Below are 22,033 nucleotides of genomic sequence, written 5' to 3' on the forward strand. Positions count from 1 at the left end.
ACGATGGAAACACTGAATTATCGATTTGAACAAGGCACGCGCCGCCTGACCGCCGCGCCGGAAGTGGTGGGCGTGGTCGGCTCGGGCAACCTGGAGGTGCTGATCGAACCGGCCGCGCTGGATGGCGCCTGCACCGTCGAAATCAACACCGCCGCCGTCGGCTTCGGCCCGATCTGGGAGGCGGTGATCCGCGACTTCCACGCGCGCTGGGCGCTGGCCGATACGCGCATCTCGATCAACGACATGGGCGCCACGCCGGCCGTGGTCAGCCTGCGGCTCGACCAGGCCGTGCAAACCATGCTGGGAGACGCAGCATGAGCCGCGCGGTCAGCTATCAGGAAGCGACGGCCCGCGAACGCCTGCAGCATCTGTTCGACGCCGGCAGCTTCCAGGAGTTCATTCCGCCCTCGGCGCGCGTCACCAGCCCTCACCTCGCGCAACTGAACGCGCCGGTGGCATTTGACGATGGCGTGGCTATCGGCAGCGCCTTGCTGGGCGGCGTGCCGGTGTACGTGGCGGCGCAGGAAGGCGCTTTCATGGGCGGCGCGGTCGGCGAGGTGCACGGCGCCAAGCTGGTCGGCCTGCTGCGCAAGGCGATCGCGGACAAGGTGGCGGCGGTGGTGCTGCTGGTGGAATCCGGCGGCGTGCGCCTGCACGAAGCCAACGCCGGCCTGATCGCCGTGTCCGAAGTGATGCGCGCCCTGCTCGACGCGCGCGACGCCGGCGTGGCCGTGATCGCACTGGTGGGCGGTGCCAATGGCGCCTTTGGCGGCATGGGCATCGTGACGCGCTGCGCCAATGTGGTCGTCATGTCGGAAGAAGGCCGCTTGGCCATGTCCGGTCCTGAAGTGATCGAGACCGCCAACGGCGTGGAGGAATTCGATTCCCGCGACCGCGCGCTGGTGTGGCGCACCTCGGGCGGCAAGCACCGCTACCTGCTGGGCGATTGCCAGCGCATTGTGGCGGACGATATTGCCGCCTTCCGCGCGGCGGCGCAGGAAGCGGTGGCGGCGCTGGCTGGCGGCGCCACCGGCCTGACGCTGGAAGCACTGGATGCCGAGCAGCGCATGCTGGAAGCGCGTCTGAACAACTACGGCGCCCTGCCCGACCCGGTCGATATCTGGAACGCCATGCAAATGCCGGATGCGGCCAACATCCCCATGCTGGATGTGGACAGCTTTATCGCGGCGTCGGCAACGCGCCGTCAGGGAGTGTGAAATGGACTGGAAAAAACTGGCGGATACGCTGTTCCCCGAAGGCCATGCGATCATCGAGCAGAATGAATTCTTGTGCGGCAGCGCGCAGGTGGATGGACAGCCTGTGGCGGTGATCGGCACCACCAATCACACGCCGATCGGCGTGGAGATCGCGCTGGCGCAGGCGCAAGCCATTCTGCGCACGGTGCGCGATTATCCCGGCATGCCGATCCTGATGGTGATCGATACCCAGGGCCAGCGCCTGCGGCATCGGGATGAGATGTTGGGGATTAACAGCTACATGGCGCACCTGGGCAAATGCGTGGATCTTGCGCGGCGCAAGGGGCACAAGATTATCGGCGTGGTGTACGACCAGGCTTTATCGGGCGGCTTCATCACCAGTGGTTTGATGGCGGATGCCTGCTATGCACTGCCCGATGCGGCCATCCGCGTCATGGGCCTGCCGGCGATGGCGCGCATCACCAAGGTACCGGAAGAGCTGCTGACCGAGCTGGCGCAGAGTAATCCGGTGTTCGCGCCGGGGCCGGAAAATTATCTGCGCATGGGCGGCCTGGAGTCGATCTGGCACGGCGATCTGGCGGCACATCTGCGCGCGGCGCTGGCGCAACAGAGCGATGGCGACCGACGCAGCGCGCTGGGCTTGCAGCGCGGCGGGCGCCGTCTGGCACAGCCGGTGATCGATGCCGTGGTCTCGGGCGGCCATGTCCAGCGTTGAACGTCATGCGCTGGTGTGGCTGAATGATGCCGGCTGGTCGGCGGCGATCGCCGCCGCGCGACCGGAGCATCAGGCCGCGCTGGGGCAGTGGCAACGCGAGGATTGGCCCGCTGTCGCGCGCCGGCTCGATGCCGACGCGGCTCCGGACGAGGTTTGCCTCGGCCTGCCGCTGCCGCCGGACGCGCATGGCACCAAGGTGCGCATCGCGTTGCGCGCGTGCGCGACGCACATCGCCCGCACAAGCGATGCGATTGAATTAAAGTCCGCCCTGCCCGCCGCCGGCGCCTGGCGTGAGCATCTGGCCACGCTTTGCGATGAGGCCCCGGGCCTGCGCGTGTTTGGGTCGCTGGCCATGCAGGCGCTGACTGGCTTGCGCTACGTCTCGCCGGCCTCGGACATCGATGTGCTGTTTCGTCCAGCCAGCAGCCAGCAATTATCGGAAGTCGTTACGCGGCTCGTGCGGAATGTCGAACATCTGCCGCTGGATGGAGAAATTGTCTTCCCCGGCGGCGCGGCGGTATCGTGGAAGGAGTGGCGGATAGCGACGACGCATCCGGCCAAGGTTATGGTCAAGGAACTGCGCACCGTGCGGCTGGCCGATGCCGCGTCGCTGCTCGCCACACTGGAGGAGCAATAATGCGTGCCGCTATCTACCAGGCCCCGCCCGCCGCCATGGCCGCCGTGGCTTCGCGCCTCGGCCGCACGGACCGGCAAGCTTTCGCGCGCGAGGTCGCGCGGCTGGCGGTGCGCAGCCTGCATGCGGAACTCTGCCTGTACCCCAAGCCGGGACTGGTGTCGCCGGTGGACAGCGGCAGCCATGACGACATGGACGCCGGCACCTTCATGCGCAGCATGTTCTCGCTGCGTCACTACTTCAGGAAAATCTGCCTCGCGGGTTGGGACGATGCGCCGTTCGCGCAACTCAAGCAGCTTGGCATCGCGGCGGAAAAGGCGATGCTGAAGGCGACGCGCGGCATCAACACCCATCGCGGCGCCATCTTCAGCCTCGGCATGCTGTGCGCCACCGCCGGCCGCGCCCGCGCGCAAGCCACGCCCATGACGCCAGCCGGCCTGCGCGCCGCCCTGTTGATACGCTGGGGTGAGGAACTCGCCGTCCACGCCAGCGCCTCCGCGGCGGCCACCAGCAACGGTTTGCGTGTCGCCGCGCGGTACGCGGTGAGCGGCGCGCGCGAGGAAGGTGCGCTTGGCCTGCCGTCGGTGTTCGAGGTCGGCATCCCGGCCTTGCTGGCCTCCCGCGCGCGCGGCGCCACCGTCACGGAGGAGCGGGTCGACACGCTCTACACCCTGATGGCGCACATCAGCGACAGCAACGTCTATCACCGCGCCGGCCCACGCGGAGCGCGGATGGTGCGCGAGCACGCCGAACGCTTCCTCCGTCAAGGCGGCACCGCCAACGTCAACTGGCATGCCGACGCGCTGCGCAGCCATCAAATCTTCGTGCAGCACCGCCTCTCGCCCGGCGGCGCGGCGGACTTGCTGGCCGCCTGCTGCCTCGTGCAATCCCTGGCCGCGCTGGAAGACAAATGAGCCACGCGCGCCTGCTACTGCTGTGCCCCGGCCAAGGAGACCAGCACCCGGACATGTTCACGCTGGCGCGCACCAGCCCTGACGCTGACGCGCTGGCCGCGCGCCTGCTCAACGGCGCGAGCCTCGACGGCGACATCTACGCCAACCGCGTCGCGCAGCCGCTGATCGTGGCCGCGACACTCAGCATGTGGGAAGCCCTCCGCGATGCCGTCCCGCCGCCGGCGCTGGTGGCCGGCTACAGCATCGGTGAACTGTCGGCCCACGGCGTCGCCGGCGCCATCACGCCCGAGCAAGCGATCAAGCTGGCGGGCCAGCGCGCGTATCTGATGGACGAATGCCAGCGCGCCTCGCCTGGCCAGGCGCTGCTGACCATCACCGGCCTGCCGCTCTCCAGCGCCAGCACCTTGGCGGCCGCATACGGCTACCGTGTCAGCATCGAAACCGGAGAGGATGCCTGCATCGCCGGAGGACCCGCCGCGCAGGCGGACCAGCTACACCAGACCATCGAGGCAAAAGGCGCCCGCAGCAAGCGGCTGCCGGTGGAAGTGGCGTCGCATACGCCGTACATGCAAAGCGCGGTCGAGCCATTCGCGGCGGCCTTGCGCATCACAGCATTCCAGGCGCCACAGGCGCCGGTGCTGGCCGGGATCGACGCGGCCACGGTCAACGACAAGGCGCGCGCGGTGGATACGCTGTCGCGCCAACTGGCGGAAAAAATCCGCTGGCTCGCCTGCATGGACGCCGCCGCCGAAGCAGGCATCACCGTCGCGCTGGAGCTGGGGCCGGGCGCCGCGCTATCGCGCATGCTGCAAAACCGCCATCCTCACATCGCCACCCGCTCGGTGGCCGACTTCCGCACCCTGGACGGCATCCGTAAATGGCTGGACCGAGCCTGCGAAGGCTAGCTTCAGCCATTATTCCGCGTCGCCCACGCGACGATGTTTTGCGCATCCATGGCGCCCGGCTGACGCGCCACCTCGCGGCCGCCCCTGAACAGCGCCAGTGTCGGGATGCTGCGGATGGCGTAGCGTGCCGCCAGATCCTGCGCCTGCTCGGTATCGACCTTCACCACGCGGAACCGCGGCTCCAGCCGCTGCGCGGCCTGCGCGTAAAACGGCGCCATCGTGCGGCAAGGACCGCACCACGGCGCCCAGAAATCCACCAGCACCGGAATATCGCTACGTTCGATATGCTTCAGAAAGCGCGCGCTGCCCAGGTCAACCGGCGCGCCAGTGAACAGCGCCTTCTGGCACTTGCCGCACACCGGCTCGGCCGCCAGCTTGGCCGCCGGCACCCGATTCACCGCGTCGCAATGCGGACAAACAATATGCAGCGACTCGTGCTGCGCACTCGTGGAATTGCTCATCATGACCTCCATACATCAAGCCCAGCATGATAATCCAAGCCTGCGAAACGCGCTCCGCCCTTGCTTTTCATCAAGGCGTCCGCTGGAAACCCGACCGTAGACTAGGGCAATGCCAGCCCCCACTCCGCCCGCCCGCTACGACCTGCCGTGGAAAATCGCTATGGCACACGCTTTTCCCGCTTTCATGGCGTTCTTTTTTGCGGATCTTCACGCCAAGATCGACTGGACGAAGCGTCCTCGTTTTCGCGACAAGGAGCTGGCAAAGATTGGCTTTACGGATGCACCGGACAACATGGTTGCCGACAAGCTGGTCGAAGTCAGCCTGCGCGACGATAACCCGGAATGGATTCTGCTTCACATCGAAGTACAATCCCAGCGCGACACCAGGCTCTCGCGGCGCATACTCGACTACAACTATCGAATTTTCAACGAATACGGCCGCCCCGTGACCAGTGTGGTTTTGCTTGCCGATGACGATCCTAACTGGCGCCCGCAAGCGTTTCATCATGAGCAACTGGGATCGGTTCAACATCTATCCTTCGGCACAGCCAAGCTGTTAGATTACGCCATGAGCCCTGATGCTTTGCTGGCCTCACACAATCCCATTGCCTGGGTCGCACTCGCCCACCTGCGCACGCAACAAGCACGCAACAATATCGATGAGCTATATGCCGCCAAGCTGCAGTTATCCAGACGACTATTCCAGCATCGCTGGAGCAGAAGGCGCATACTTACCTTATTCAAAGTGATCAACTGGATGATGGTCTTGCCGCATCGCTATCAAGAACTTTACTGGCAAGCCATGCGCCAATTGGACAAGGAGTACAAAATGGAATTGATGAATCCATTGGAACAGATGTTTTTTAATAACGGCATGGAAGAAGGCTTGGAGCGAGGTTTGGAACAAGGTCGCAAGGAAGGTGCGCTGGCGCTGCTGGAACGGCTGCTTACTCAGCGCTTCGGGCCGCTGCCGTCAGCGGTCCGCAGCAAGCTGGCCAAGGCCAGCGTCGCGCAACTGACGGCCTGGGCCGACGCGCTGCCGCAAGCGCAATCGCTCAAGCAAATCTTCCAATAAAAAACCGCGCCACGCGAATTGGCTTCGCGTGGCGCGGAAATCACGACTTAAAACAAAAAATCAGGTCTCTTTACGAGCGCCAGTCTGCTTGCCGCTCTGACTGGCGGCTTGGGCAGCGGTCTGGGCCTGGGTGGCCTGGCCGCCTTGCATATGGCCGCTTTCACGGCCCTCGGTGCCGTTCTGGCCGCTTTGCAGCGTCTGGCCGCCGCGGCTTTCATTGCCGCGCGAACGCTGGGCCCCGTCGCTGTGGAACGAGAACGGATCGGTAAAGCGCTCCACCGCGTCCTGGTGGTTGCGCAGGGTTTTTTCCGTTTCCTCGGAGGTCACGCGCGCCACCTCGTCGGCCAACGCCTTGGCGGTGCGGCTGGTTTCCTGCACGTGTTCTTCCGCCACCTTGGACAGGTCGACATGGGTGTCGGCCGCGATGCGCGACAGGTGTTGCTGGTACGCGCGCAGCTTTTCAGCGGTGGGCTGGGCATGGGCCGCGGCGGCCGCCAGCGCCTCGGTCGGGCGGTGGGCGGTGATGACCTGCTGGCTGGCCTGCGTGGTTTCTTCCAGCAAGGTCTGCGCCAATTGGATGTTCAGGTCGCTGTATTGTTGGACGGTGCGGAAAAGAGACTTGGACATGTCGTTGAAGAACGACAGCTGCGCTTCCATGTGCGTTTTTGCTGCGGGGGTGACAGTTTGGGAGAATGGGTACATAGATTTGCCTCGATAGTTAAGTGCCAGGGAATTGTCGTCGTCGCGAGTGCGGCGCGAACGTCAAGGCTACGTTAACCCCACCCGGCACGTTTGATCTGGATCAAACGTGCCGGCATCCCGGACTTTTCCTACTTAAACAGTACCGCTGCTTTCTGCACCGTGATGGCGATGCCGATCGCCAGCGGAATACCCACCGCCAGCCAGCCGAAGGCCACCGCCAGCGGACTGGTCACGCCGTTCGAGGCCACCGCCGTGCCGGTCGCGGCCGCCGCGTCGCGCTCGTGCGCCAGCTTCTTCTCGGCCGCCAGTTCGGCGTCGGTCATGAAGTGCTTGTCGGCCACCGGACGCACCAGCAGGTTGCAAATCAAGCCGATCACCAGCAGGCCGGCCAGCACATACATGGTGATGTCGTAAGCCTGCGCCTTCGGCACGCCATTGGCGATCTGGTACTCGCGCACGTAGTTGACCAGGATGGGGCCGAACACACCAGCCGCCGCCCACGCGGTCAGCAGGCGGCCGTGGATCGCGCCCACCATCTGCGTGCCGAACAGGTCGGCCAGGTAGGCCGGCACGGTGGCGAAGCCACCGCCATACATCGACAGGATGATGCAGAAGAAGCCGACGAATAACGGCTTGTTGCCGGCATGCGCCATCGATGGAATCGACGCGTACAGCGCGAGGCCCAGTACGAAGAAGATGCCGTAGGTGACCTTGCGGCCGAGGAAGTCCGAGCACGAGGCCCAGGCGAAACGGCCGCCGATGTTGAACAGCGACAGCAGGCCGGTGAAGCCGGCCGCGATGGCGGCGATCTGCGCCTTCTGCGCGGTGTCCAGCTCATTGAAGGTCTTGGCCACGCCCAGCAGCTGGCCGCCGAAGATTTCCTGCAGCAGCGGCGAAGCCATGCCCAGGATGCCGATGCCGGCCGTCACGTTCAGGCACAGCACCCACCACACCAGCCAGAACTGCGGAATGCCCCACACCTTGCTGGCGTGCACGTGGCGGGTGGTGATCATGGCGTTGCCGTTGGTGGCCGGCGGCGTCCAGCCCGCCGGCTTCCAGCCGGTCGGCGGCACGCGGTACGACAGCGCGCCCGCCATCATGAACACGAAGTAGATCGCGGCCATCACCAGGAAGGTCTGCCACACGCCCACCGAATCAGGAGTCGCGAAGAACTTCATCAGCTTGTCGGCCAGCGGCGCGCCGATCATGGCGCCGCCACCGAAGCCCATGATGGCCATGCCGGTCGCCATGCCGCGGCGGTCCGGGAACCATTTGATCAGGGTCGACACCGGCGAGATGTAGCCCAGGCCCAGGCCGATACCGCCGATCACGCCGGAACCCAGCCACATCAGCCAGATCTGGTGCTGGTACACGCCCAGCGCCGAGATCACCAGGCCGCCGCACCAGCACACGGCCGATACCACGCCGGCCTTGCGCGGACCGGCGTGTTCCAGCCAGCCGCCGAACAGCCAGGCCGACAGGCCGAGGAACACGAAGAACATGGTGTACATCCAGCCCAGCATGGAAATCTGCCAGTCGCAGCTGGTCGACAGGATGCGCTCCAGCAGGCCGATGTCGGCCGCGCAGGCGATCGACTCCTTGATGCCCAGCGCCTTCGACAGCGGCAACCAGAACACCGAGAAACCATACGCCATGCCAATGCACAGGTGAATTGCCAGCGCCGCGGGCGGCACCAGCCAACGATTGAAGCCCGCACCGGCTACCGTGCGTTCCTTCTCCAGAAAGTCAAACAAAGCCATTCAGTTTTCCCCAAAAAGTGTTTCTCATGAACAATATCGGGCGCAAGAATAGCACAAATGTAATTCTTATGGGATAAGTGACGGTATCCTCTGGGAAATTGCAACACGCGTTCGCCTAAAATTTAATCAACGCGTGCATTCCTATCGTGCGGGGTGTAAACTGGTGGCTTCTTGCTGGAGGGAAATATCATGGCCATCACCGCGCTAAGTTCTGGAGTCACCGGTCTCAACGCCGCCGAGCGCGCGCTGGGCAACAGCGCCAACTCGATCGCTAACCTGAACACGCAGGGCTTCCAGCCCGCGCAGGCGACGTTCCAGGAAAACGCGCCGGCCGGCAGCGGCGTCTCGCTGTCCTTGCGCGGCCAGCAACTGTCGCAGGCGGACGCCCCCAGCGCCACCAACCTCGCCACCGAAACCACCAACTCGCTGGTATACAAGGCGCAGTTCGACCTGTCGGCCAAGGTGGTCCAGGCCGCCGACCAGAATCTCGGCACGCTGATCGACATCAAGGCTTGATCGCCGCCGGCCGCATCGGCCACAATGCGCGGCAATGGATATCCTCGACACCCTCCCCGCACGTATTTCCGACATTCCCCGCCGCTGGGCCGCGCGCACGCCGCAGGCCCACGCGCTGCACGACGGCCAGCGCCACTGGACCTATGCCGAGCTGGCCACCGCGGTAGCGCAAACCGCCGAACTCCTGCGCCGCTGGCAGGTCCGGCCCGGCGACCGCCTGGCCATCGTTGGCGAGAATTGCGTGGCGCAGGTGGCGCTGAGTTTTGCCGCCGCCGAGCTCGACGCGTGGATGGTCCACGTCAACGGCCGCCTGACGGGCCGGGAAGTGGACGTGGTGCTGCGCCACAGCGGCGCGCGCCTGGCGATCTACCTGCCTTTGCCGGGTTTGCCAGAAACCAGCGAGCACGCCCGACGCAACGAAGCCGTGCCGACGCCCACCCCGCTGGGCACATGGCTGGTCGGCGCGCTCAACACACATTGCGCGCCGGAACCGGTGCATGCCGCTTCGGACCAGCAGATGGCCGCGCTGCTCTACACCACCGGCACCACCGGCGCGCCCAAGGGCGTGATGCTCACCCACCGCAACCTGCTGTTCATCGCGGCCGTGTCGAGCGGCCTGCGCGGCCTGACGCCGGACGACCGCGCCTACGGCGTGCTGCCGGTCACCCACGTCTATGGCCTCAGCTCGGTCATGCTCGGCACCTTGTACGCCGGCGCCTGCCTCCACCTGTGCCCGCGCTTCACGCCCGACGCCCTGCTCAAGGCCTTGAGCGAGCAGCGGCTGACCATTGTGCAGGGCGTGCCCGCCATGTACGCGCGCCTGCTGGAAAAGCTGGGCGGCGCGCGGCGCAAACTGGAGACCCATCTGCGCTTCGCCTACGCCGGCGGCTCGCCACTCGCGCCGACACTCAAGACGCAGGTGGAACAGTTGCTGGGCGTGCCGCTGCATAACGGCTACGGCCTGACCGAAGCCGCGCCCACCGTCAGCCAGACGCGCCTCGACGCGCCGCGCAACGACAGCTCGGTTGGCTATCCGATCCCCGGCGTGGAAGTGCGTGTCGAGCATGGCAAACTGTGGGTGCGCGGCCCCAACGTCATGCGCGGTTATTATCAGGAGCCGGAGCTGACCGCCGCCGTGCTGCGCGACGACGGCTGGCTCAACACCGGCGACATGGTGCGCCAGGAAGCCGACGGTGCGCTGTTCATCGTCGGCCGCAGCAAGGAATTGATCATCCGCTCCGGCTTCAACGTCTATCCGCTGGAAGTGGAGACCGTGCTCAACGCGCACCCGGCGGTGACGCAATCGGCCGTGCTGGGCCGCGCCCGCGCGGATGGCGATGAAGACATCGTCGCCTTCGTCGAACCGGACCCGCGTCATGCCGTCACGCCGGCCGAACTGGCCGACTATCTGGCGAACCAACTGGCGCCGTACAAGCGCCCGGCGGACATCATCCTCATGCCCGCCCTGCCCGCCGCGGCCACCGGCAAGATTCTCAAGAGCCACCTGCGGCAGCTGCTTTAATCCTCGCGCTGCTCGCCGGCGTCGCCGCCAATCTGGACGTAGAGGATTTTTACTGCAATACTCAGGACCACGCCGACGATGCCCAACAGTTCCCACATGGCTGGCTCCTTAAAGGAAGAAGAGACGCTTCACTTTAACGGCCGCGCCGGAATTGATCCAATAGCAAAAACGGCGGCCATCTATCTCGAAACGGCATAACGGTGATTTCGCTCAAACAGTTCAAGTACTTCATAGAGATCGTGGAGGCCGGCAGTTACTCGCGCGCGGCCGAAAAGCTGTACATCGCCCAATCGGCGCTGAGCCGGCAAATCAAGGAGCTGGAGGACGAACTGCAAACGCCGCTGCTGGTGCGCGACGCCCGCCAGTTCGAACTGACGCCGGCCGGCCAGCTGTTCTTCGAGCGCGGCAAGCGCATCCTCGAGGACATCGACGACACCCTGGTGCAGGCGCGCCATGTCGGCAAGGGCGAGCAAGGCGTGATCCGGCTGCAGCATTCCAGCTCGGTGATCCTGACGCCGCGCCTCAGCAACGCGCTGGCGCGCACGCTGGAGGACTATCCCGGCGTCACGCTGGACGTCTCCATGCTGCCGTCCGAAAACCAGACGCTGGAAATCGAGGAAGGCCGCGCCGACATCGGCCTGCTGCGCCTGCCCACCCTGCGCCGCCATCCGCACATCCAGGTGCGCGAGATCGGCAGCGAGCGCTTGATGGTAGCGGTGCCGCAGGATTCACCGCTGGCCGCTCTGGACAATGTCGAACTGGCCGACCTCAGCGAGCAAGCCTTCATCTCCATTCCGCACAAGGATCGCGGCGGCCTGAGCTACCTGGTGGCCAACCTGTGCCTGGAGCAGGGCTTCTTCCCCAAGCCGGCGCGCGCGCTGTCGCGCAAGTCCTCGCAACTGAGTTTGATCGAAGCGGGACTCGGCATCGCCATCGTGCCGGAATGCATGCGCCTGACCGCGCCCGCAGGCGTGCGCTTCGTTACGCTGTCGCAAGGCGGTCTGCGCACCACCGTCGGCCTGGCCACGCGCCGCGAGGCCGATCCGCTGGTCACCGCCTTTGCCGACGCGCTCGTGGGCAGGCTCGGTTAATCCTTGTTCTCCAGCACCGTGATGCTGCCATCCGCCTCCAGGAAAATGCACTTGGCTTTTTCCAGCGCGACGTCGGCCTCGCGCAACGACTGCTCGACGTCGCTAACGGCAATGCGGTTCCTCTTCAGGACGTCCAGATAGATGCGGCCGTCCTTGCCGAGCAGCACGCATTCGCCATCGATCATCGAGGCCAGTTTGCTATGGTGCGAGGAAAGATAGGCGAGCAGCATGTTCAGCGCGATCAGCGTGCAGGCGATCAGCAGGCCGCCGGCCACCGAGTCGTCGCCACCGGACAGCGAGTTGGACACGGCTTCGCTCAGCAACATCACCACCAGCAGGTCGAAGGGCGTGAACTGCCCCACCGTCCGTTTGCCGGACACGCGCACCAGCACCAGCAGCACGCAATACACGATAACGCCGCGCAGGATGAATTCCCACCACGGCAAGCTCATATCAAACATGAAGGCTCCTTGTAGGAGCCTTCAAAGTACTACCATGCGGCGCGTAAATATGTACGCGCACTAACGCACTAGCGATAGGTCATCGGGATCGATTACTTATCGTTTTTGTGGCTTTGACGGCCGGCCTGCGCGTGCTGCTCAGGGGTGCCGCCACGGGTGCCGCCACCGCTACCGCCGCGCGAGCCGCCGGAACCGCCACCGCTTTGCTGGTTGCCGCCGCTGCCGCCGCCGCTTTGCTGGTTGCCACCGTCATTCTTGTGGCTCATGCTGCCGGCGCGGCGTGCTTCCTCGGAGGTGAATTCGTGCGCGTTGCCCGATGCGTGCGCGGCACGGCCGCCTTCAGCGGCGATCTCGCGTTGACGTTCCGGATCCATCGAAGCGAAACCACGGTTGCTGGTGTCGCTCTGCTGGTTTTTACCGCCCTGGTTACCACCTTGGTTGCCTTGATTGCCTTGATCGCCTTGTTTCGAGTTGGCCATGATATGGTCTCCTTTAAAGTGGATGAATCCTAACGCCGATGCGCTAGGGAGTGGCCATCGTAAGGCCAGCACGACAGCGCGTGTAGAGCCATCCACCTGTCCTGACGTAGGACATTCCTTGCTTCTTTCGACTCGCGGTCACATACGGCTCAGCCCAACGGTTTTAGCTGCGTCTGCCTACAGCCGCACGGGTGCGTCTCCTACAGCCAAGGCCGCCGTCGAGGGTTACGGGCGCCCGCCAGCTGAAGCGGGCGACTGCTGACGTCGACGTGTGGCAAACTTGGGGCATCCGAGACAGACAGGAATCAGCATGAGCGCCGGACCTCACGACCCCGATCCGCAACCAAGCAACCCGCAACGCCGCGCCTCCGACCACGGCGACCGCCGCAAACAGGACAACAGCACCCCACGCTACCTCGATCCCGGCGACACCGTGTTCAGCCTGTGGGGCCGGGTCATCATGGCGCGCTATCGCCGCTTCGCCGCGGCCGCCACGCGCCACATCATCCAGCGCCCGCTGCACATCGGCGTCTCGGCGCGCATCTTCCACCCCGAGCCCGGCGCCACCGGCCTGCGCAGCAAGAACCTGCAATACCTGGAGGAGTCGATCGCGCAGTGGGTGATGTCGCGCGACGTGCTGGTGTTCATGATCCCGACTGTCAACACGGAAGGCTTGCTGCACCCGTCCAACATCCGTCTGCGCGACTACGCCAAGCACCTGGACGGGCTGGTGCTGCAGGGCGGCGCCGACGTTTCGCCGCAAAGCTATTCCGAAGTGCCGACCCGCCCCGAATGGTCGGGCGACCGCGCGCGCGACATGTACGAGCTGGAGCTGCTGCATGAATTTGTCGAGGCCGGCAAACCGGTGCTCGGCATTTGCCGCGGTTGCCAGCTGATCAACGTTGCCTTCGGCGGCACGCTGTACCAGGACATCGCCACCGACGTGCCGGAGTCGCTGGCCCACGTCAACGACGACTACGACCGCAACCGCCACGAAATCACCTTCCCGGCCGGCTCCTCGCTGGCGCGCATGTTCAAGGGCAAACAGACCGGGCTGGTGAACTCGATCCACCACCAGGCCGTCAAGACGCTGGGCCGCGATATGTCGGTGGAGGCACTGTCAGTGCCGGACAATATGATCGAGGCGATCCGCTATCGCAAGGCGCCGTTCGTGATGGGCCTGCAATGGCACCCGGAGTTCCACCGCGCCGGCGGGGTCGAGCTGCTCGATTGCACTGGCATTCTCGACAACTTCCTGCGCGTCGCCCGCGAGACACGCTTCTAGCCGCAAAATGATGCCATAGATAAATATATTTTGAATTTATAGCATCAACTGGTGTAGACTGACGGTCTTCCAGAAACCGGATAGCATCATGAAATGCTCGCGTAGTGCCGCCGTGATCGCCAGCTTGCTGCTTGCTCCGCTGACCAGCTCAGCGCAAGACGTGATCAACGTCGCCTACAGCGAACGGCCGCCCTATCTCCTGCCGCAAGCCGACGGCACGCCGGCCGGCCTGACCGGCACACCCGCCGTGCAAGCGTTCAACAACGCCGGCATCAAGGTGCAATGGCACAAGGTGCCCAGCAACCGCCAGCTGGCGATGGTGAAGGATCCCAAGGGGTTGAATTGCGCGATTGGCTGGTATGCCGTGCCGGAGCGGCTGGCGTACGCCAAGTTCAGCAAGGCCATCTACCGCGACAAAGGCTGGCTGCTGCTGGCCAACCCCACGTTCGCCGCGCGTGGCATCACCACCATGGAAGAACTGTCGAAGCAGCGGGACATCCGCGTGCTGGTCAAGGACAACTACTCGTACGGCGGGCTCGATAAATTCATCCAGCGCTGGCACCCCGTGGTGGCGGTGTCGACCGCCTCCACCGCCAGGATGCTGCAGTCGGTGGCCAAGGGCTCGGTGGACATGATGTTTGTGTCGGAGGAGGAAGGCAACTACCTCCTCAAGCACGAGGCCGGCGAGCACGCCGCCAACCTGCGCCTGCTGGCGTTGAAGGACACGCCGCGCGGCCCCGAGCGCCACATCATGTGCAGCAAGGCCGTGCCGGACGAGATCATGGCCCGGCTGAACAAGGCCATCACCTTCAAATAATCACTGCCCGCGGAAGCGCTGGATGGCCGCGTCGACCACGCCTTCCACACTGCCGCTGCGCTCGAACTGCTGGCGCAGGTAATGGGCGTCGCTGCCCTCGTGCGTGACCTGCACCAGGTGATGCAGGCCGGCGCTGCTACCCAGCGCCGCGCCGTGCGGCTCCATCTTGCGCAGCGTGGTCAGGATGTCCTCGCGCAGCGACAGGCTCTCGTACGTCTTCGGATGCACGATGGTGCCGTCCAAGCCGAAGCGGCAGGCCTGGAAGCGGTTGTAGTTGTAGACCAGATAATCGTCCTCGGCCGGCGGCTCCTCGCGCCGCTCCAGCAGATAGCGGCACAGCGCCTGCAGATACACGGCCAACGCCGCCGCCCGCTCCACCGTCAGCGGCGTGTCGCACACGCGCAGCTCGATGGTGCCGTACTCCGGCTTGGGCCGGATGTCCCAGTAAAAGTCCTTCATGCTCTTGATCACGCCGGTGTGCTCCATCTTGGCGAAATACTCGTGCTCGAAGGTGGACCAGCTTTGCGTGAACGGCGCGCGCCCGCTCATCGGGAAGGCGAACACCGAATTCAGCCGTGCCGAGTTGAACAGCGTGTCATTGCCCTGCACGTACGGCGACGAGGACGACAGCGCGATAAAGTGCGGCACGTAGCGGCTCAGTGCGTGCAGCAGGAACAGCGCATCGTCGCCGGAGGCGCAGCCGATGTGCACGTGCTGGCCGAAGATGGTGAACTGCTTGGCCAGGTAACCATACAGCTCGGACACCTCCTTGAAGCGCGGCTTGGAAAAGATGCGCCGCTCCGACCATTTCTGGAACGGGTGGGTGCCGCCGCCGCAGATGCCGATGTTGAGCTGCTCGCCGGCCTGCACCAGCGTGTCGCGGATCACCTGCAGTTGCTTCACCAGCTCGGTGTGATTGGTGTGCACGTCGCTGTTAATCTCGATCATGCTCTCGGTGATCTCCGGCGTCACGTTGCCGGGGAACGGCTTGCGGCTCAGCAGGTGCAGCAAGTCCGGGCTGGACGCGGTCAGGTCGAAGTCGGACAGGCTGACCAGTTGCAGCTCCAGCTCCACACCCATGGTGAGCGGCTGCGAGTTCTTGAATTCTTCCAATGGCATTATTTTTCCTCCTGTGGAGTTTCCTTCGCCCAGTGCAGCGCGCGCTGGGTAATGACGGGGCCGACCACTTCCAGCAGCAGCGTCATCGCCGCCAGCGCCGCCAGTTCATCGACCAGCACAATCCCCATGTATTTGGTTTGCTCCAGCAGCAGCGTGACGAACACGGACATCGGCGACATCGCGATACCGGTCATCAGCCCCTTGCGCCACGAGACGCCGCCGACGTGTGCGAACGCCGCCACCGAGGTCGCCTTCACCACGAAACGCGCCAGCAGCAGCACCGCGCCCAGCGCCGCGCCGTCGACCACGCGCTCCCATTCCAGCGTGGAGACCGCGAACACGAACAGCAGCACCGTCAACAACTCGCCGATGCCGCCGAAGTTACGCTCGGTGCGGCTGAACGCCACGCGCTTGTGGCGCGCGGTCAGGCCGAAGGTCAGCGTCGCCAGCACCGGCGACACATCGAACGCGCGCGAAGCCGCCACCAGCAGGATCACACCCAGCGCAAAGGCGATGGTGCCATCCTGCGCCAACGCGCCCAAGCGGCGCAGCACCAGCGGCATGATGAAGCCCATCAGCGCGCCCATCGCCGCCGACACCAGCAGCTCGATGCCGCTGTGCGACATGGCCTGCGTCAAGCTGCCGGAAGTCTGGAACACCCAGAAGCCCACCACCACCTTGAACACGAACAGCGCGATCACGCTGTTGATCGCCACCAGGTGCAGCACGCGCTCGGTCACCTGGCCGGAGCTGTCTTCCTCATTAATCACGCGCAGCACGCCGGCCGGCGAAGTGGACATGGCCAGCGAGGCCAACAGCAAAGAGGTCAGCGGCGGCATGCCGGTGAGATGCGAGATCAGGTAGACCACGCCGAAGGTCGCGGCCGATTCCACCAGCCCGCTGACCGCGATCCACGGATTGATGCGCAGCCAGTGCAGATTGATGCGGTAACCAAATTCAAACAGGATCAGACCAAACGCGAGATTCGCCAGGATGGTCACATTGCTCGAGGCGCCGCTGCTGAGCGCCTCCGGGAACGCCTGTGCCAGTAAAAAACCCACCAAACCGTAGACGCTGATGCGCGGCAACCGCGTCCACCGGTGTACGAATTCACCCGACAGCCACGCCACGGCGATCGCCAGCGGCCAGCCCAGATCGGCCAAGATGCCTTGAATATCCGGCATGCACTTCTCCTTTGTAAAGATACTTGTACAATTCTGGCTCAAGCCCAGGTTTTTCACTGTGCGCTGGGGAACATAAGGAAACAAATATGCTGGAAACCGTTAGCGAACACGCCTGTTTCGGCGGCGTTCAACGCTTTTACCGTCACGATTCGCGCGAGATCGGTTTGCCGATGCGCTTCTCGGTGTTCATGCCACCGCAGGCCGCACATGGCCCAGTGCCGGCCCTGTTCTACCTCGCCGGCCTCACCTGCACCGAAGAGACCTTCATGATCAAAGCGGGCGCGCAACGCGTGGCCGCCGAACTGGGCCTGATGCTGATCGCGCCCGACACCAGCCCGCGCGGCGCCGGCGTGGAAGGCGAAACCGCCAGCTGGGACTTCGGCGTCGGCGCCGGCTTCTACCTGGACGCCACCCAACCCGCATGGGCCAAGCACTACCGCATGTACAGCTACATCCACGAGCTGCGCGAACTGGTGACGAAGGAACTGCCGGTGGACGCCGCGCGCATCGGCATCTTCGGCCACTCCATGGGCGGCCACGGCGCGCTGACCATGGCGCTGAAACGGCCGGACGTGTTCCGTTCGGTATCCGCGTTCGCGCCGATCGCCGCGCCGTCGCAATGCCCGTGGGGTGTCAAGGCGTTCAGCGGATATCTCGGTGAAGACAAGTCGGCATGGGGGCAATACGACGCCAGCCTGCTGATGACGAAGGCACGTACGCCCTTCCCCGCCGGCATCCTGATCGACCAAGGCTTGGGCGACAAATTCCTGCAAGAGCAGCTGTACCCGGAAGCGTTCGAGGCGGCCTGCCAGACCGCAGCGCAGCCGCTGACATTGCGTCGGCACGCTGGCTACGATCATGGCTACTACTTCATCTCAACCTTCGTGGAAGACCACCTGCGCTTCCACGCGAAGAACCTTACAGCTTGATCTCGGTGCCGAGCCGCGCCAGGAACTGCGCGATCCACGCCGGATGCGCAGGCCAGGCAGGCGCGGTGACGAAGATGCCATCGGTGACCGCTTGGTCGACCGGGATATCGGCATAGTTGGCGCCGGCCAGCTTGACCTCCGGCGAGCAGGCTGGATAAGCCGAGATCGTCTTGCCGCGAATGACCTCGGCCGCCGCCAGCAACTGGGCGCCGTGGCAGATCGCCGCGATCGGCTTGTTGGCGGCGGCGAACTGCTGCACCAGCTCGATCACGCGCGGATTCAGGCGCAGATACTCCGGCGCGCGGCCGCCGGCGATCGCCAGCGCATCGTAGTTGCCGACATCCGCGTCGGCGAAGCTGGCGTTGAGCGTGAAGCGGTGGCCCGGCTTTTCGGTGTAGGTCTGATCGCCTTCAAAGTCGTGAATGGCGGTCTTGATGGTGTCGCCGGCCTGCTTGTCCGGACACACGGCATGCACCGTGTGGCCCACCGCCTGCAGCGCCTGGAACGGCACCATGGTCTCGTAATCTTCCGCAAAGTCGCCCGTCAAAAACAGTATCTTTTTCGCTGCCACGGTAAATCCTTTCATGAAAGTGAACGACACCGCAACGTTGCCATTGCGCCCACACTATACTAACCTCTTTTCGCCTACCCGGACGCCGAGAGAACATGACAACGCTTTTAATCATCGATATGCAAGTGGGCATGAGCTGGCCCGAGCCGGCGGTGCGGAACAATCACCAAGCAGAACACAACATCGAGAAATTGCTGAACACTTGGCGCGCGCGAAAAGCGCCGGTGGTTCATGTCCGCCACATTTCGAGGACGCCCGGTTCGCCGTTCTGGCCGGGCCAACCGGGCGTTGAGTTCCAGCCGGCCCTTGTGCCACTCGCGCACGAGCATGTGGTGGAAAAAAATGTGCCCGACGCGTTCATCAACACAGGACTGGAGCGCTGGCTCCACGCACGGGGCGAATCATCCGTGGTGATCGTGGGAGTCAGCACCAACAACTCCGTGGAGAACACCGCGCGGACCGCAGGCAATCTCGGCTTCAAAACGTTTGTCGTATCCGACTGCACCTTCTCGTTTGCGAAGGCAGACTTCAACGGCGCGCAACGCACCGCCGACGAAGTGCATGCTATGGCACTTGCCAATCTGGACGGCGAGTATGCGACCGTCATCCGCTCACAAGATTTGTTGAAGCCAGGTAGGCAGCTGCTTTCCGAAGAATACAAATCTTAGATGCCACAGTCTTCAACTAAGCGTGTCTTCCCTTGTGTGGAAATTCGTGAACATTGCTGACTTCTTAACTGGTATTCTGAAAGCCATCGGCTGAGTTCGGCCAGAAGCGGTCCTTTTTCGATTACCATACGGAAGTCCGCTTATCATGTGCGTACCAATCGTCAACTACGCAGACGTCCCTATTTAACGCAATGATCTGAATCGTGGAAACAGTCTCTTTGCTGCGTTCTTTTGGCTTGATATATTATCTTAAAAATAAATCTTAAAATATATGGAAAATCCTACGGGCATCGATTTAAATATTCGTGGCGAGAATATCCAGGAGCTGTATGATTGGTATTTGAGCGGGCGCTTGGTAGTTAATAGAAGGTACCAGCGCAAACTTGTCTGGACTAGAGAGGAGAAGCAACACCTCGTAGATACTATTGCTCGAAAATTCCCGTTGCCTTTGATCTTGCTAGCCGAGGTAATGATTGATGGAGTATTGAAATTCGAAATTATAGATGGGATGCAGAGATTAAATGCCATTTTTAGTTTCATTGAAAACAAATATGCATATAAAGATGCTTTCTTCGACTTGGAGACCATGGCCTCAACAAAGCAGTTTCTTGATGAGGGAAAAATTCGTCAATTATTGCCAGAGTTGAATAGAGGGTTATGTACGTCGATTGCGAATTACAAGATACCAATTTCCACTTATCGAATTAACAAGTCCGGTGAAATTGACGAAATATTTCGCAGGATAAATTCTTATGGCCGTGTTCTCTCAGATCAAGAAATTAGACAGGCTGGGGTAATTGGACCATTTTCCGATCTCGTGCGCACAATTTCAACGGCAATTCGTGGAGACGTTTCTCATGACAATATTCTGCTATTGAATTCCATGGATAGTATTAGTATCACTAATAAAGAACTTGAATATGGAATTAATGCTGAAAATATTCTCTGGGTAAGGCAAGGCATTCTTCTTAAAGAGGATATTCGCGATAGCCAAGATGAAGAAGTTATTGCAGACCTTATCGCATATTTGGTGAGCGACGAAGATGAAAAGCCCGCAAGCTCGCGCCAGGCACGTGATGCATTCTATGGTCGCGCAAGCGGGCAGAACGAGGACAAGCAAGCCAAAGCAACGGCCCGTCGACAGCACATGGACAATCTAGTTGCGCGCCATGGAGCTGCAACTGTCGAAAAAACTCTTACGCAGACATTTGATTTTTTCGATGAGGTGTTTGGCGCAGATAATATTTTCAGGAAAAATTTAAATAATGTTTCTGCGCAGCACGGCACTCCACGATATTTTCAGGTCGTTTTGTTAGCCTTCTATGAGTTGCTATTTGTTGAGAAGCTAAAAATAAATGATATAACTGGACTGCGAAAATCTTTGGCTGGGTTGGATGAGCACGTTAATATCTCGACGGGTGGGAATTGGGCGGCCACGAATCGCACAAAAAATATTGCAGTCGTAAAAGGAATTATCAGACAATATTTCAAAAAAAATCCTCAAGATCCAGTTGCTCAAATAGGGCGACGGGAATTTGAAAATTTGATATCTAAGTCAAAAACCGAGGCGGCCAGCTATGACTTCAAACAAGGCTTGCATCGATTGGGGCAGAATCGGGAATTTGATGAGCAAGCTTTTTCATCTATTCTTGAAACTATTTGTGCGCTTGCTAATCTTGGTCGTGAAAAGGTTGGCTATATAATTATCGGCGTCGCAGATAAAAAGGCTGACGCAGATCGCGTACTGAAATTGGATGGCCTTCCTTTAGTAAAGGCTGGTGAATTCTATGTGGTTGGCGTAGATCGTGAAGCTAACGCTTACCACACTAATTTGGATAAATATTTACAACTTATAAGTGATCGAATTAATTCCAGTCAGCTTGCTCCCGAAATACGTATCAAAGTGACTTCACATTTAGCTTCGATTGATTACAACGGCCGAAGTGTTATAGTAATTAGAGTAGAAGCGGGGCAGGAGCCATGTTTTTACGGCAACAAACTATTTCGCCGCGTGGGATCACAAACAATCGAGGTTCCAACCGCTGAAATCGTGCCAATGTTGAGACTGTTTTCTAGTTGATCCGATGCTCGTAAATTCTGACATGGGGCGGCAGTCCGCAACTGGGCCAGGCTGTATGAAAACGCCAGCAGACGTTGACTGAGAAAGTGCCTGACCGCGAAATCTGTCGATTGACGTTGTGTCGGACTTAAGAAAGGGCTTACAGCCCGTTCAAAGCCGCTTTCAGGCCCGTAATTCCCATGATATTCATTGCTCGCTTCAGGTTGTAGGCGAGGATATGCAAACTCATCTCTGTTCGAACGCGGGGAAAGGTCCTGGTGAGGAAGTGTGTAGCTCCCATCCAGGACTTCAGTGTGCCGAACGGATGTTCGACTGTACGTCGCCGAACACGGGCCGTATCCCGTCGCTCAGCAAGTCGCTGCTGCATGCGATCAAGCGCATCCTCGTGCTCCCAGCGCGTGATTCGGCGATTAGTGCCGGTAGTGCACTGCGATTTGATTAAACACTTCGGGCAAGCAGAAGACCAGTATTTGTCAAACACAAGCCCCTTTTCCACGACGCTCATGCGCCATATGGCCCGCTCGCCAGCTGGACATTGGAATTCATCGCTTTCGGGCAAATATCGAAAATCACGTTTGTCGAACTGCCCCTTTGCCCGATTGCCTGAGGTTAGTGACTTGGGAACCAGAGGAGTCACGCCCAGCTCTTCACACGCCAAAATCTCTGGGGCGCTGTAGTAGCCGCGATCAGCAAACACCAACAGCCCATCTTTTTGCAGCACCTCATTGGCTTGCTTAGCCATCGAGGCAAGCTGCGTGCGGTCATGGCCGAGATTGGTCACTTCATGGGCCACGATCAAATGATGGTGTGTATCGACTGCGGTTTGCACGTTATTGTAATGACCCAGCGATTCCTGCTCAACTCAAGCCGCTAATGCAAATGCCTTAGCGGGTGTTTTCATGCCCAGCGCCTGATGCGGGCGCCGGTT

At 61.9% G+C, this 22,033-nt stretch carries 24 protein-coding genes; 15 read left to right on the forward strand and 9 right to left on the reverse strand.

All coding sequences use genetic code 11. The annotated features are described in order from the left end of the window. Positions 1-3: 3 nt before the first annotated feature. The 6 genes from mdcC to FHW83_RS28635 are packed head-to-tail and all read left to right on the forward strand — an operon-like array spanning position 4 to position 4,385. Positions 4-318 (forward strand): malonate decarboxylase acyl carrier protein, encoded by a 315-nt coding sequence (gene mdcC / locus FHW83_RS28610; RefSeq protein WP_176649759.1) that lies wholly within the window; start codon positions 4-6, stop codon positions 316-318. Further along, positions 315-1,217, forward strand: coding sequence for a biotin-independent malonate decarboxylase subunit beta (locus tag FHW83_RS28615; RefSeq protein WP_176649760.1), 903 nt, complete (start codon positions 315-317; stop codon positions 1,215-1,217). The genes mdcC and FHW83_RS28615 overlap by 4 nt, the downstream gene beginning before the upstream one ends. Before the next feature lies 1 nt (position 1,218). Continuing rightward, positions 1,219-1,932, forward strand: coding sequence for a biotin-independent malonate decarboxylase subunit gamma (mdcE, locus tag FHW83_RS28620; protein ID WP_176649761.1), 714 nt, complete (start codon positions 1,219-1,221; stop codon positions 1,930-1,932). Continuing rightward, positions 1,919-2,569: a malonate decarboxylase holo-[acyl-carrier-protein] synthase gene (mdcG, locus tag FHW83_RS28625; RefSeq protein ID WP_229224401.1), complete on the forward strand. Its 651-nt coding sequence runs from the start codon at positions 1,919-1,921 to the stop codon at positions 2,567-2,569. The genes mdcE and mdcG overlap by 14 nt, the downstream gene beginning before the upstream one ends. Further along, positions 2,569-3,480, forward strand: a complete 912-nt coding sequence (gene mdcB, locus FHW83_RS28630) for a triphosphoribosyl-dephospho-CoA synthase MdcB (protein WP_176649763.1) — start codon at positions 2,569-2,571, stop codon at positions 3,478-3,480. Before mdcG ends, mdcB begins: the two co-directional genes overlap by 1 nt. Further along, entirely contained in the window at positions 3,477-4,385 is a 909-nt protein-coding gene (locus FHW83_RS28635; protein WP_176649764.1) for an ACP S-malonyltransferase, read from the forward strand. Before mdcB ends, FHW83_RS28635 begins: the two co-directional genes overlap by 4 nt. 2 nt (positions 4,386-4,387) lie before the next feature. Here FHW83_RS28635 and trxC read toward each other — a convergent pair whose 3' ends face one another. After that, positions 4,388-4,846 carry a thioredoxin TrxC gene (gene trxC / locus FHW83_RS28640; protein WP_176649765.1) on the reverse strand — a complete coding sequence of 153 codons (459 nt, stop codon included), beginning with the start codon at positions 4,844-4,846 and terminating at the stop codon, positions 4,388-4,390. Between the two features lie 109 nt (positions 4,847-4,955). On the opposite strand from trxC, the gene FHW83_RS28645 reads away from it, so the two are divergent. Next, positions 4,956-5,921 carry a DUF4351 domain-containing protein gene (locus tag FHW83_RS28645; RefSeq protein ID WP_176649766.1) on the forward strand — a complete coding sequence of 322 codons (966 nt, stop codon included), beginning with the start codon at positions 4,956-4,958 and terminating at the stop codon, positions 5,919-5,921. A 60-nt stretch (positions 5,922-5,981) separates the two neighbouring features. Here FHW83_RS28645 and phaP read toward each other — a convergent pair whose 3' ends face one another. Together phaP and FHW83_RS28655 are read right to left on the reverse strand one after the other, a co-directional pair. Further along, on the reverse strand, positions 5,982-6,623 hold the full coding sequence (gene phaP / locus FHW83_RS28650; RefSeq protein ID WP_176649767.1) for a phasin family protein: 642 nt from the start codon (positions 6,621-6,623) through the stop codon (positions 5,982-5,984). A 128-nt stretch (positions 6,624-6,751) separates the two neighbouring features. Then, complete coding sequence (locus FHW83_RS28655) at positions 6,752-8,383, reverse strand: OFA family MFS transporter (protein ID WP_176649768.1); 1,632 nt, start codon at positions 8,381-8,383, stop codon at positions 6,752-6,754. 189 nt (positions 8,384-8,572) lie between these two features. On the opposite strand from FHW83_RS28655, the gene FHW83_RS28660 reads away from it, so the two are divergent. The 3 genes from FHW83_RS28660 (at position 8,573) to FHW83_RS28670 (ending at position 11,512) form a co-directional block, all read left to right on the forward strand. Then, complete coding sequence (locus FHW83_RS28660) at positions 8,573-8,899, forward strand: flagellar basal body rod C-terminal domain-containing protein (protein ID WP_176649769.1); 327 nt, start codon at positions 8,573-8,575, stop codon at positions 8,897-8,899. A 34-nt stretch (positions 8,900-8,933) separates the two neighbouring features. Next, positions 8,934-10,421 (forward strand): class I adenylate-forming enzyme family protein, encoded by a 1,488-nt coding sequence (locus FHW83_RS28665; RefSeq protein ID WP_176649770.1) that lies wholly within the window; start codon positions 8,934-8,936, stop codon positions 10,419-10,421. Positions 10,422-10,621: 200 nt separating this feature from the next. Further along, positions 10,622-11,512, forward strand: a complete 891-nt coding sequence (locus tag FHW83_RS28670) for a LysR substrate-binding domain-containing protein (RefSeq protein ID WP_176649771.1) — start codon at positions 10,622-10,624, stop codon at positions 11,510-11,512. Here FHW83_RS28670 and FHW83_RS28675 read toward each other — a convergent pair. Both FHW83_RS28675 and FHW83_RS28680 read right to left on the reverse strand, forming a co-directional pair. Next, a complete protein-coding gene (locus FHW83_RS28675) occupies positions 11,509-11,973 on the reverse strand; it encodes a DUF421 domain-containing protein (protein WP_176649772.1) in 465 nt (154 codons plus the stop codon). The genes FHW83_RS28670 and FHW83_RS28675 overlap by 4 nt on opposite strands. Before the next feature lie 92 nt (positions 11,974-12,065). Next, on the reverse strand, positions 12,066-12,452 hold the full coding sequence (locus tag FHW83_RS28680) for a KGG domain-containing protein (protein ID WP_176649773.1): 387 nt from the start codon (positions 12,450-12,452) through the stop codon (positions 12,066-12,068). 310 nt (positions 12,453-12,762) lie between these two features. Here FHW83_RS28680 and FHW83_RS28685 point away from each other — a divergent pair, with 310 nt between their 5' ends. Together FHW83_RS28685 and FHW83_RS28690 are read left to right on the forward strand one after the other, a co-directional pair. Further along, positions 12,763-13,737 (forward strand): gamma-glutamyl-gamma-aminobutyrate hydrolase family protein, encoded by a 975-nt coding sequence (locus FHW83_RS28685; RefSeq protein WP_176649774.1) that lies wholly within the window; start codon positions 12,763-12,765, stop codon positions 13,735-13,737. Between the two features lie 88 nt (positions 13,738-13,825). Next, positions 13,826-14,554, forward strand: a complete 729-nt coding sequence (locus FHW83_RS28690) for an ABC transporter substrate-binding protein (RefSeq protein ID WP_176649775.1) — start codon at positions 13,826-13,828, stop codon at positions 14,552-14,554. Here the strand turns inward: FHW83_RS28690 and FHW83_RS28695 are convergent, their stop codons facing one another. Further along, positions 14,555-15,673, reverse strand: a complete 1,119-nt coding sequence (locus FHW83_RS28695; protein ID WP_176649776.1) for a YbdK family carboxylate-amine ligase — start codon at positions 15,671-15,673, stop codon at positions 14,555-14,557. Further along, entirely contained in the window at positions 15,673-16,857 is a 1,185-nt protein-coding gene (locus FHW83_RS28700) for a cation:proton antiporter (RefSeq protein ID WP_176649777.1), read from the reverse strand. The genes FHW83_RS28695 and FHW83_RS28700 overlap by 1 nt, the downstream gene beginning before the upstream one ends. An 86-nt stretch (positions 16,858-16,943) precedes the next feature. On the opposite strand from FHW83_RS28700, the gene fghA reads away from it, so the two are divergent. Further along, the gene (fghA, locus tag FHW83_RS28705; protein ID WP_304506233.1) at positions 16,944-17,786 is read left to right on the forward strand and encodes an S-formylglutathione hydrolase; all 843 of its coding nucleotides are present in this window, start codon (positions 16,944-16,946) and stop codon (positions 17,784-17,786) included. Here the strand turns inward: fghA and FHW83_RS28710 are convergent. Then, a complete protein-coding gene (locus FHW83_RS28710) occupies positions 17,776-18,357 on the reverse strand; it encodes a DJ-1/PfpI family protein (protein WP_176649778.1) in 582 nt (193 codons plus the stop codon). The two genes, fghA and FHW83_RS28710, sit on opposite strands and share 11 nt — an antisense overlap. Positions 18,358-18,452: 95 nt before the next feature. Here FHW83_RS28710 and FHW83_RS28715 point away from each other — a divergent pair, with 95 nt between their 5' ends. Next, positions 18,453-19,025, forward strand: coding sequence for a cysteine hydrolase family protein (locus FHW83_RS28715; protein WP_176649779.1), 573 nt, complete (start codon positions 18,453-18,455; stop codon positions 19,023-19,025). A gap of 271 nt (positions 19,026-19,296) precedes the next feature. Beyond that, a complete protein-coding gene (locus FHW83_RS28720; protein ID WP_176649780.1) occupies positions 19,297-21,105 on the forward strand; it encodes a DUF262 domain-containing protein in 1,809 nt (602 codons plus the stop codon). Positions 21,106-21,244: 139 nt separating this feature from the next. Here FHW83_RS28720 and FHW83_RS28725 read toward each other — a convergent pair whose 3' ends face one another. Next, on the reverse strand, positions 21,245-21,934 hold the full coding sequence (locus FHW83_RS28725) for a transposase (protein ID WP_176649781.1): 690 nt from the start codon (positions 21,932-21,934) through the stop codon (positions 21,245-21,247). Positions 21,935-22,033: the final 99 nt, after the last annotated feature.

It is taken from the genome of Duganella sp. SG902 (assembly GCF_013376005.1).
Classification (GTDB): domain Bacteria; phylum Pseudomonadota; class Gammaproteobacteria; order Burkholderiales; family Burkholderiaceae_D; genus Rugamonas.

Bases quoted from the DNA above. Each gene is read 5' to 3' on its own strand.
- FHW83_RS28660 (WP_176649769.1), top strand. From the start codon at position 8,573: ATGGCCATCACCGCGCTAAGTTCTGGAGTCACCGGTCTCAACGCCGCC.
- fghA (WP_304506233.1), top strand. From the start codon at position 16,944: ATGCTGGAAACCGTTAGCGAACACGCCTGTTTCGGCGGCGTTCAACGC.
- phaP (WP_176649767.1), bottom strand. From the start codon at position 6,623: ATGTACCCATTCTCCCAAACTGTCACCCCCGCAGCAAAAACGCACATG.
- FHW83_RS28700 (WP_176649777.1), bottom strand. From the start codon at position 16,857: ATGCCGGATATTCAAGGCATCTTGGCCGATCTGGGCTGGCCGCTGGCG.
- FHW83_RS28645 (WP_176649766.1), top strand. From the start codon at position 4,956: ATGCCAGCCCCCACTCCGCCCGCCCGCTACGACCTGCCGTGGAAAATC.
- FHW83_RS28720 (WP_176649780.1), top strand. From the start codon at position 19,297: ATGGAAAATCCTACGGGCATCGATTTAAATATTCGTGGCGAGAATATC.
- FHW83_RS28665 (WP_176649770.1), top strand. From the start codon at position 8,934: ATGGATATCCTCGACACCCTCCCCGCACGTATTTCCGACATTCCCCGC.
- mdcG (WP_229224401.1), top strand. From the start codon at position 1,919: ATGTCCAGCGTTGAACGTCATGCGCTGGTGTGGCTGAATGATGCCGGC.
- mdcB (WP_176649763.1), top strand. From the start codon at position 2,569: ATGCGTGCCGCTATCTACCAGGCCCCGCCCGCCGCCATGGCCGCCGTG.
- FHW83_RS28685 (WP_176649774.1), top strand. From the start codon at position 12,763: ATGAGCGCCGGACCTCACGACCCCGATCCGCAACCAAGCAACCCGCAA.
- FHW83_RS28695 (WP_176649776.1), bottom strand. From the start codon at position 15,673: ATGCCATTGGAAGAATTCAAGAACTCGCAGCCGCTCACCATGGGTGTG.
- FHW83_RS28680 (WP_176649773.1), bottom strand. From the start codon at position 12,452: ATGGCCAACTCGAAACAAGGCGATCAAGGCAATCAAGGCAACCAAGGT.
- mdcE (WP_176649761.1), top strand. From the start codon at position 1,219: ATGGACTGGAAAAAACTGGCGGATACGCTGTTCCCCGAAGGCCATGCG.
- FHW83_RS28655 (WP_176649768.1), bottom strand. From the start codon at position 8,383: ATGGCTTTGTTTGACTTTCTGGAGAAGGAACGCACGGTAGCCGGTGCG.
- trxC (WP_176649765.1), bottom strand. From the start codon at position 4,846: ATGAGCAATTCCACGAGTGCGCAGCACGAGTCGCTGCATATTGTTTGT.
- FHW83_RS28690 (WP_176649775.1), top strand. From the start codon at position 13,826: ATGAAATGCTCGCGTAGTGCCGCCGTGATCGCCAGCTTGCTGCTTGCT.
- FHW83_RS28635 (WP_176649764.1), top strand. From the start codon at position 3,477: ATGAGCCACGCGCGCCTGCTACTGCTGTGCCCCGGCCAAGGAGACCAG.
- FHW83_RS28715 (WP_176649779.1), top strand. From the start codon at position 18,453: ATGACAACGCTTTTAATCATCGATATGCAAGTGGGCATGAGCTGGCCC.
- mdcC (WP_176649759.1), top strand. From the start codon at position 4: ATGGAAACACTGAATTATCGATTTGAACAAGGCACGCGCCGCCTGACC.
- FHW83_RS28675 (WP_176649772.1), bottom strand. From the start codon at position 11,973: ATGTTTGATATGAGCTTGCCGTGGTGGGAATTCATCCTGCGCGGCGTT.
- FHW83_RS28615 (WP_176649760.1), top strand. From the start codon at position 315: ATGAGCCGCGCGGTCAGCTATCAGGAAGCGACGGCCCGCGAACGCCTG.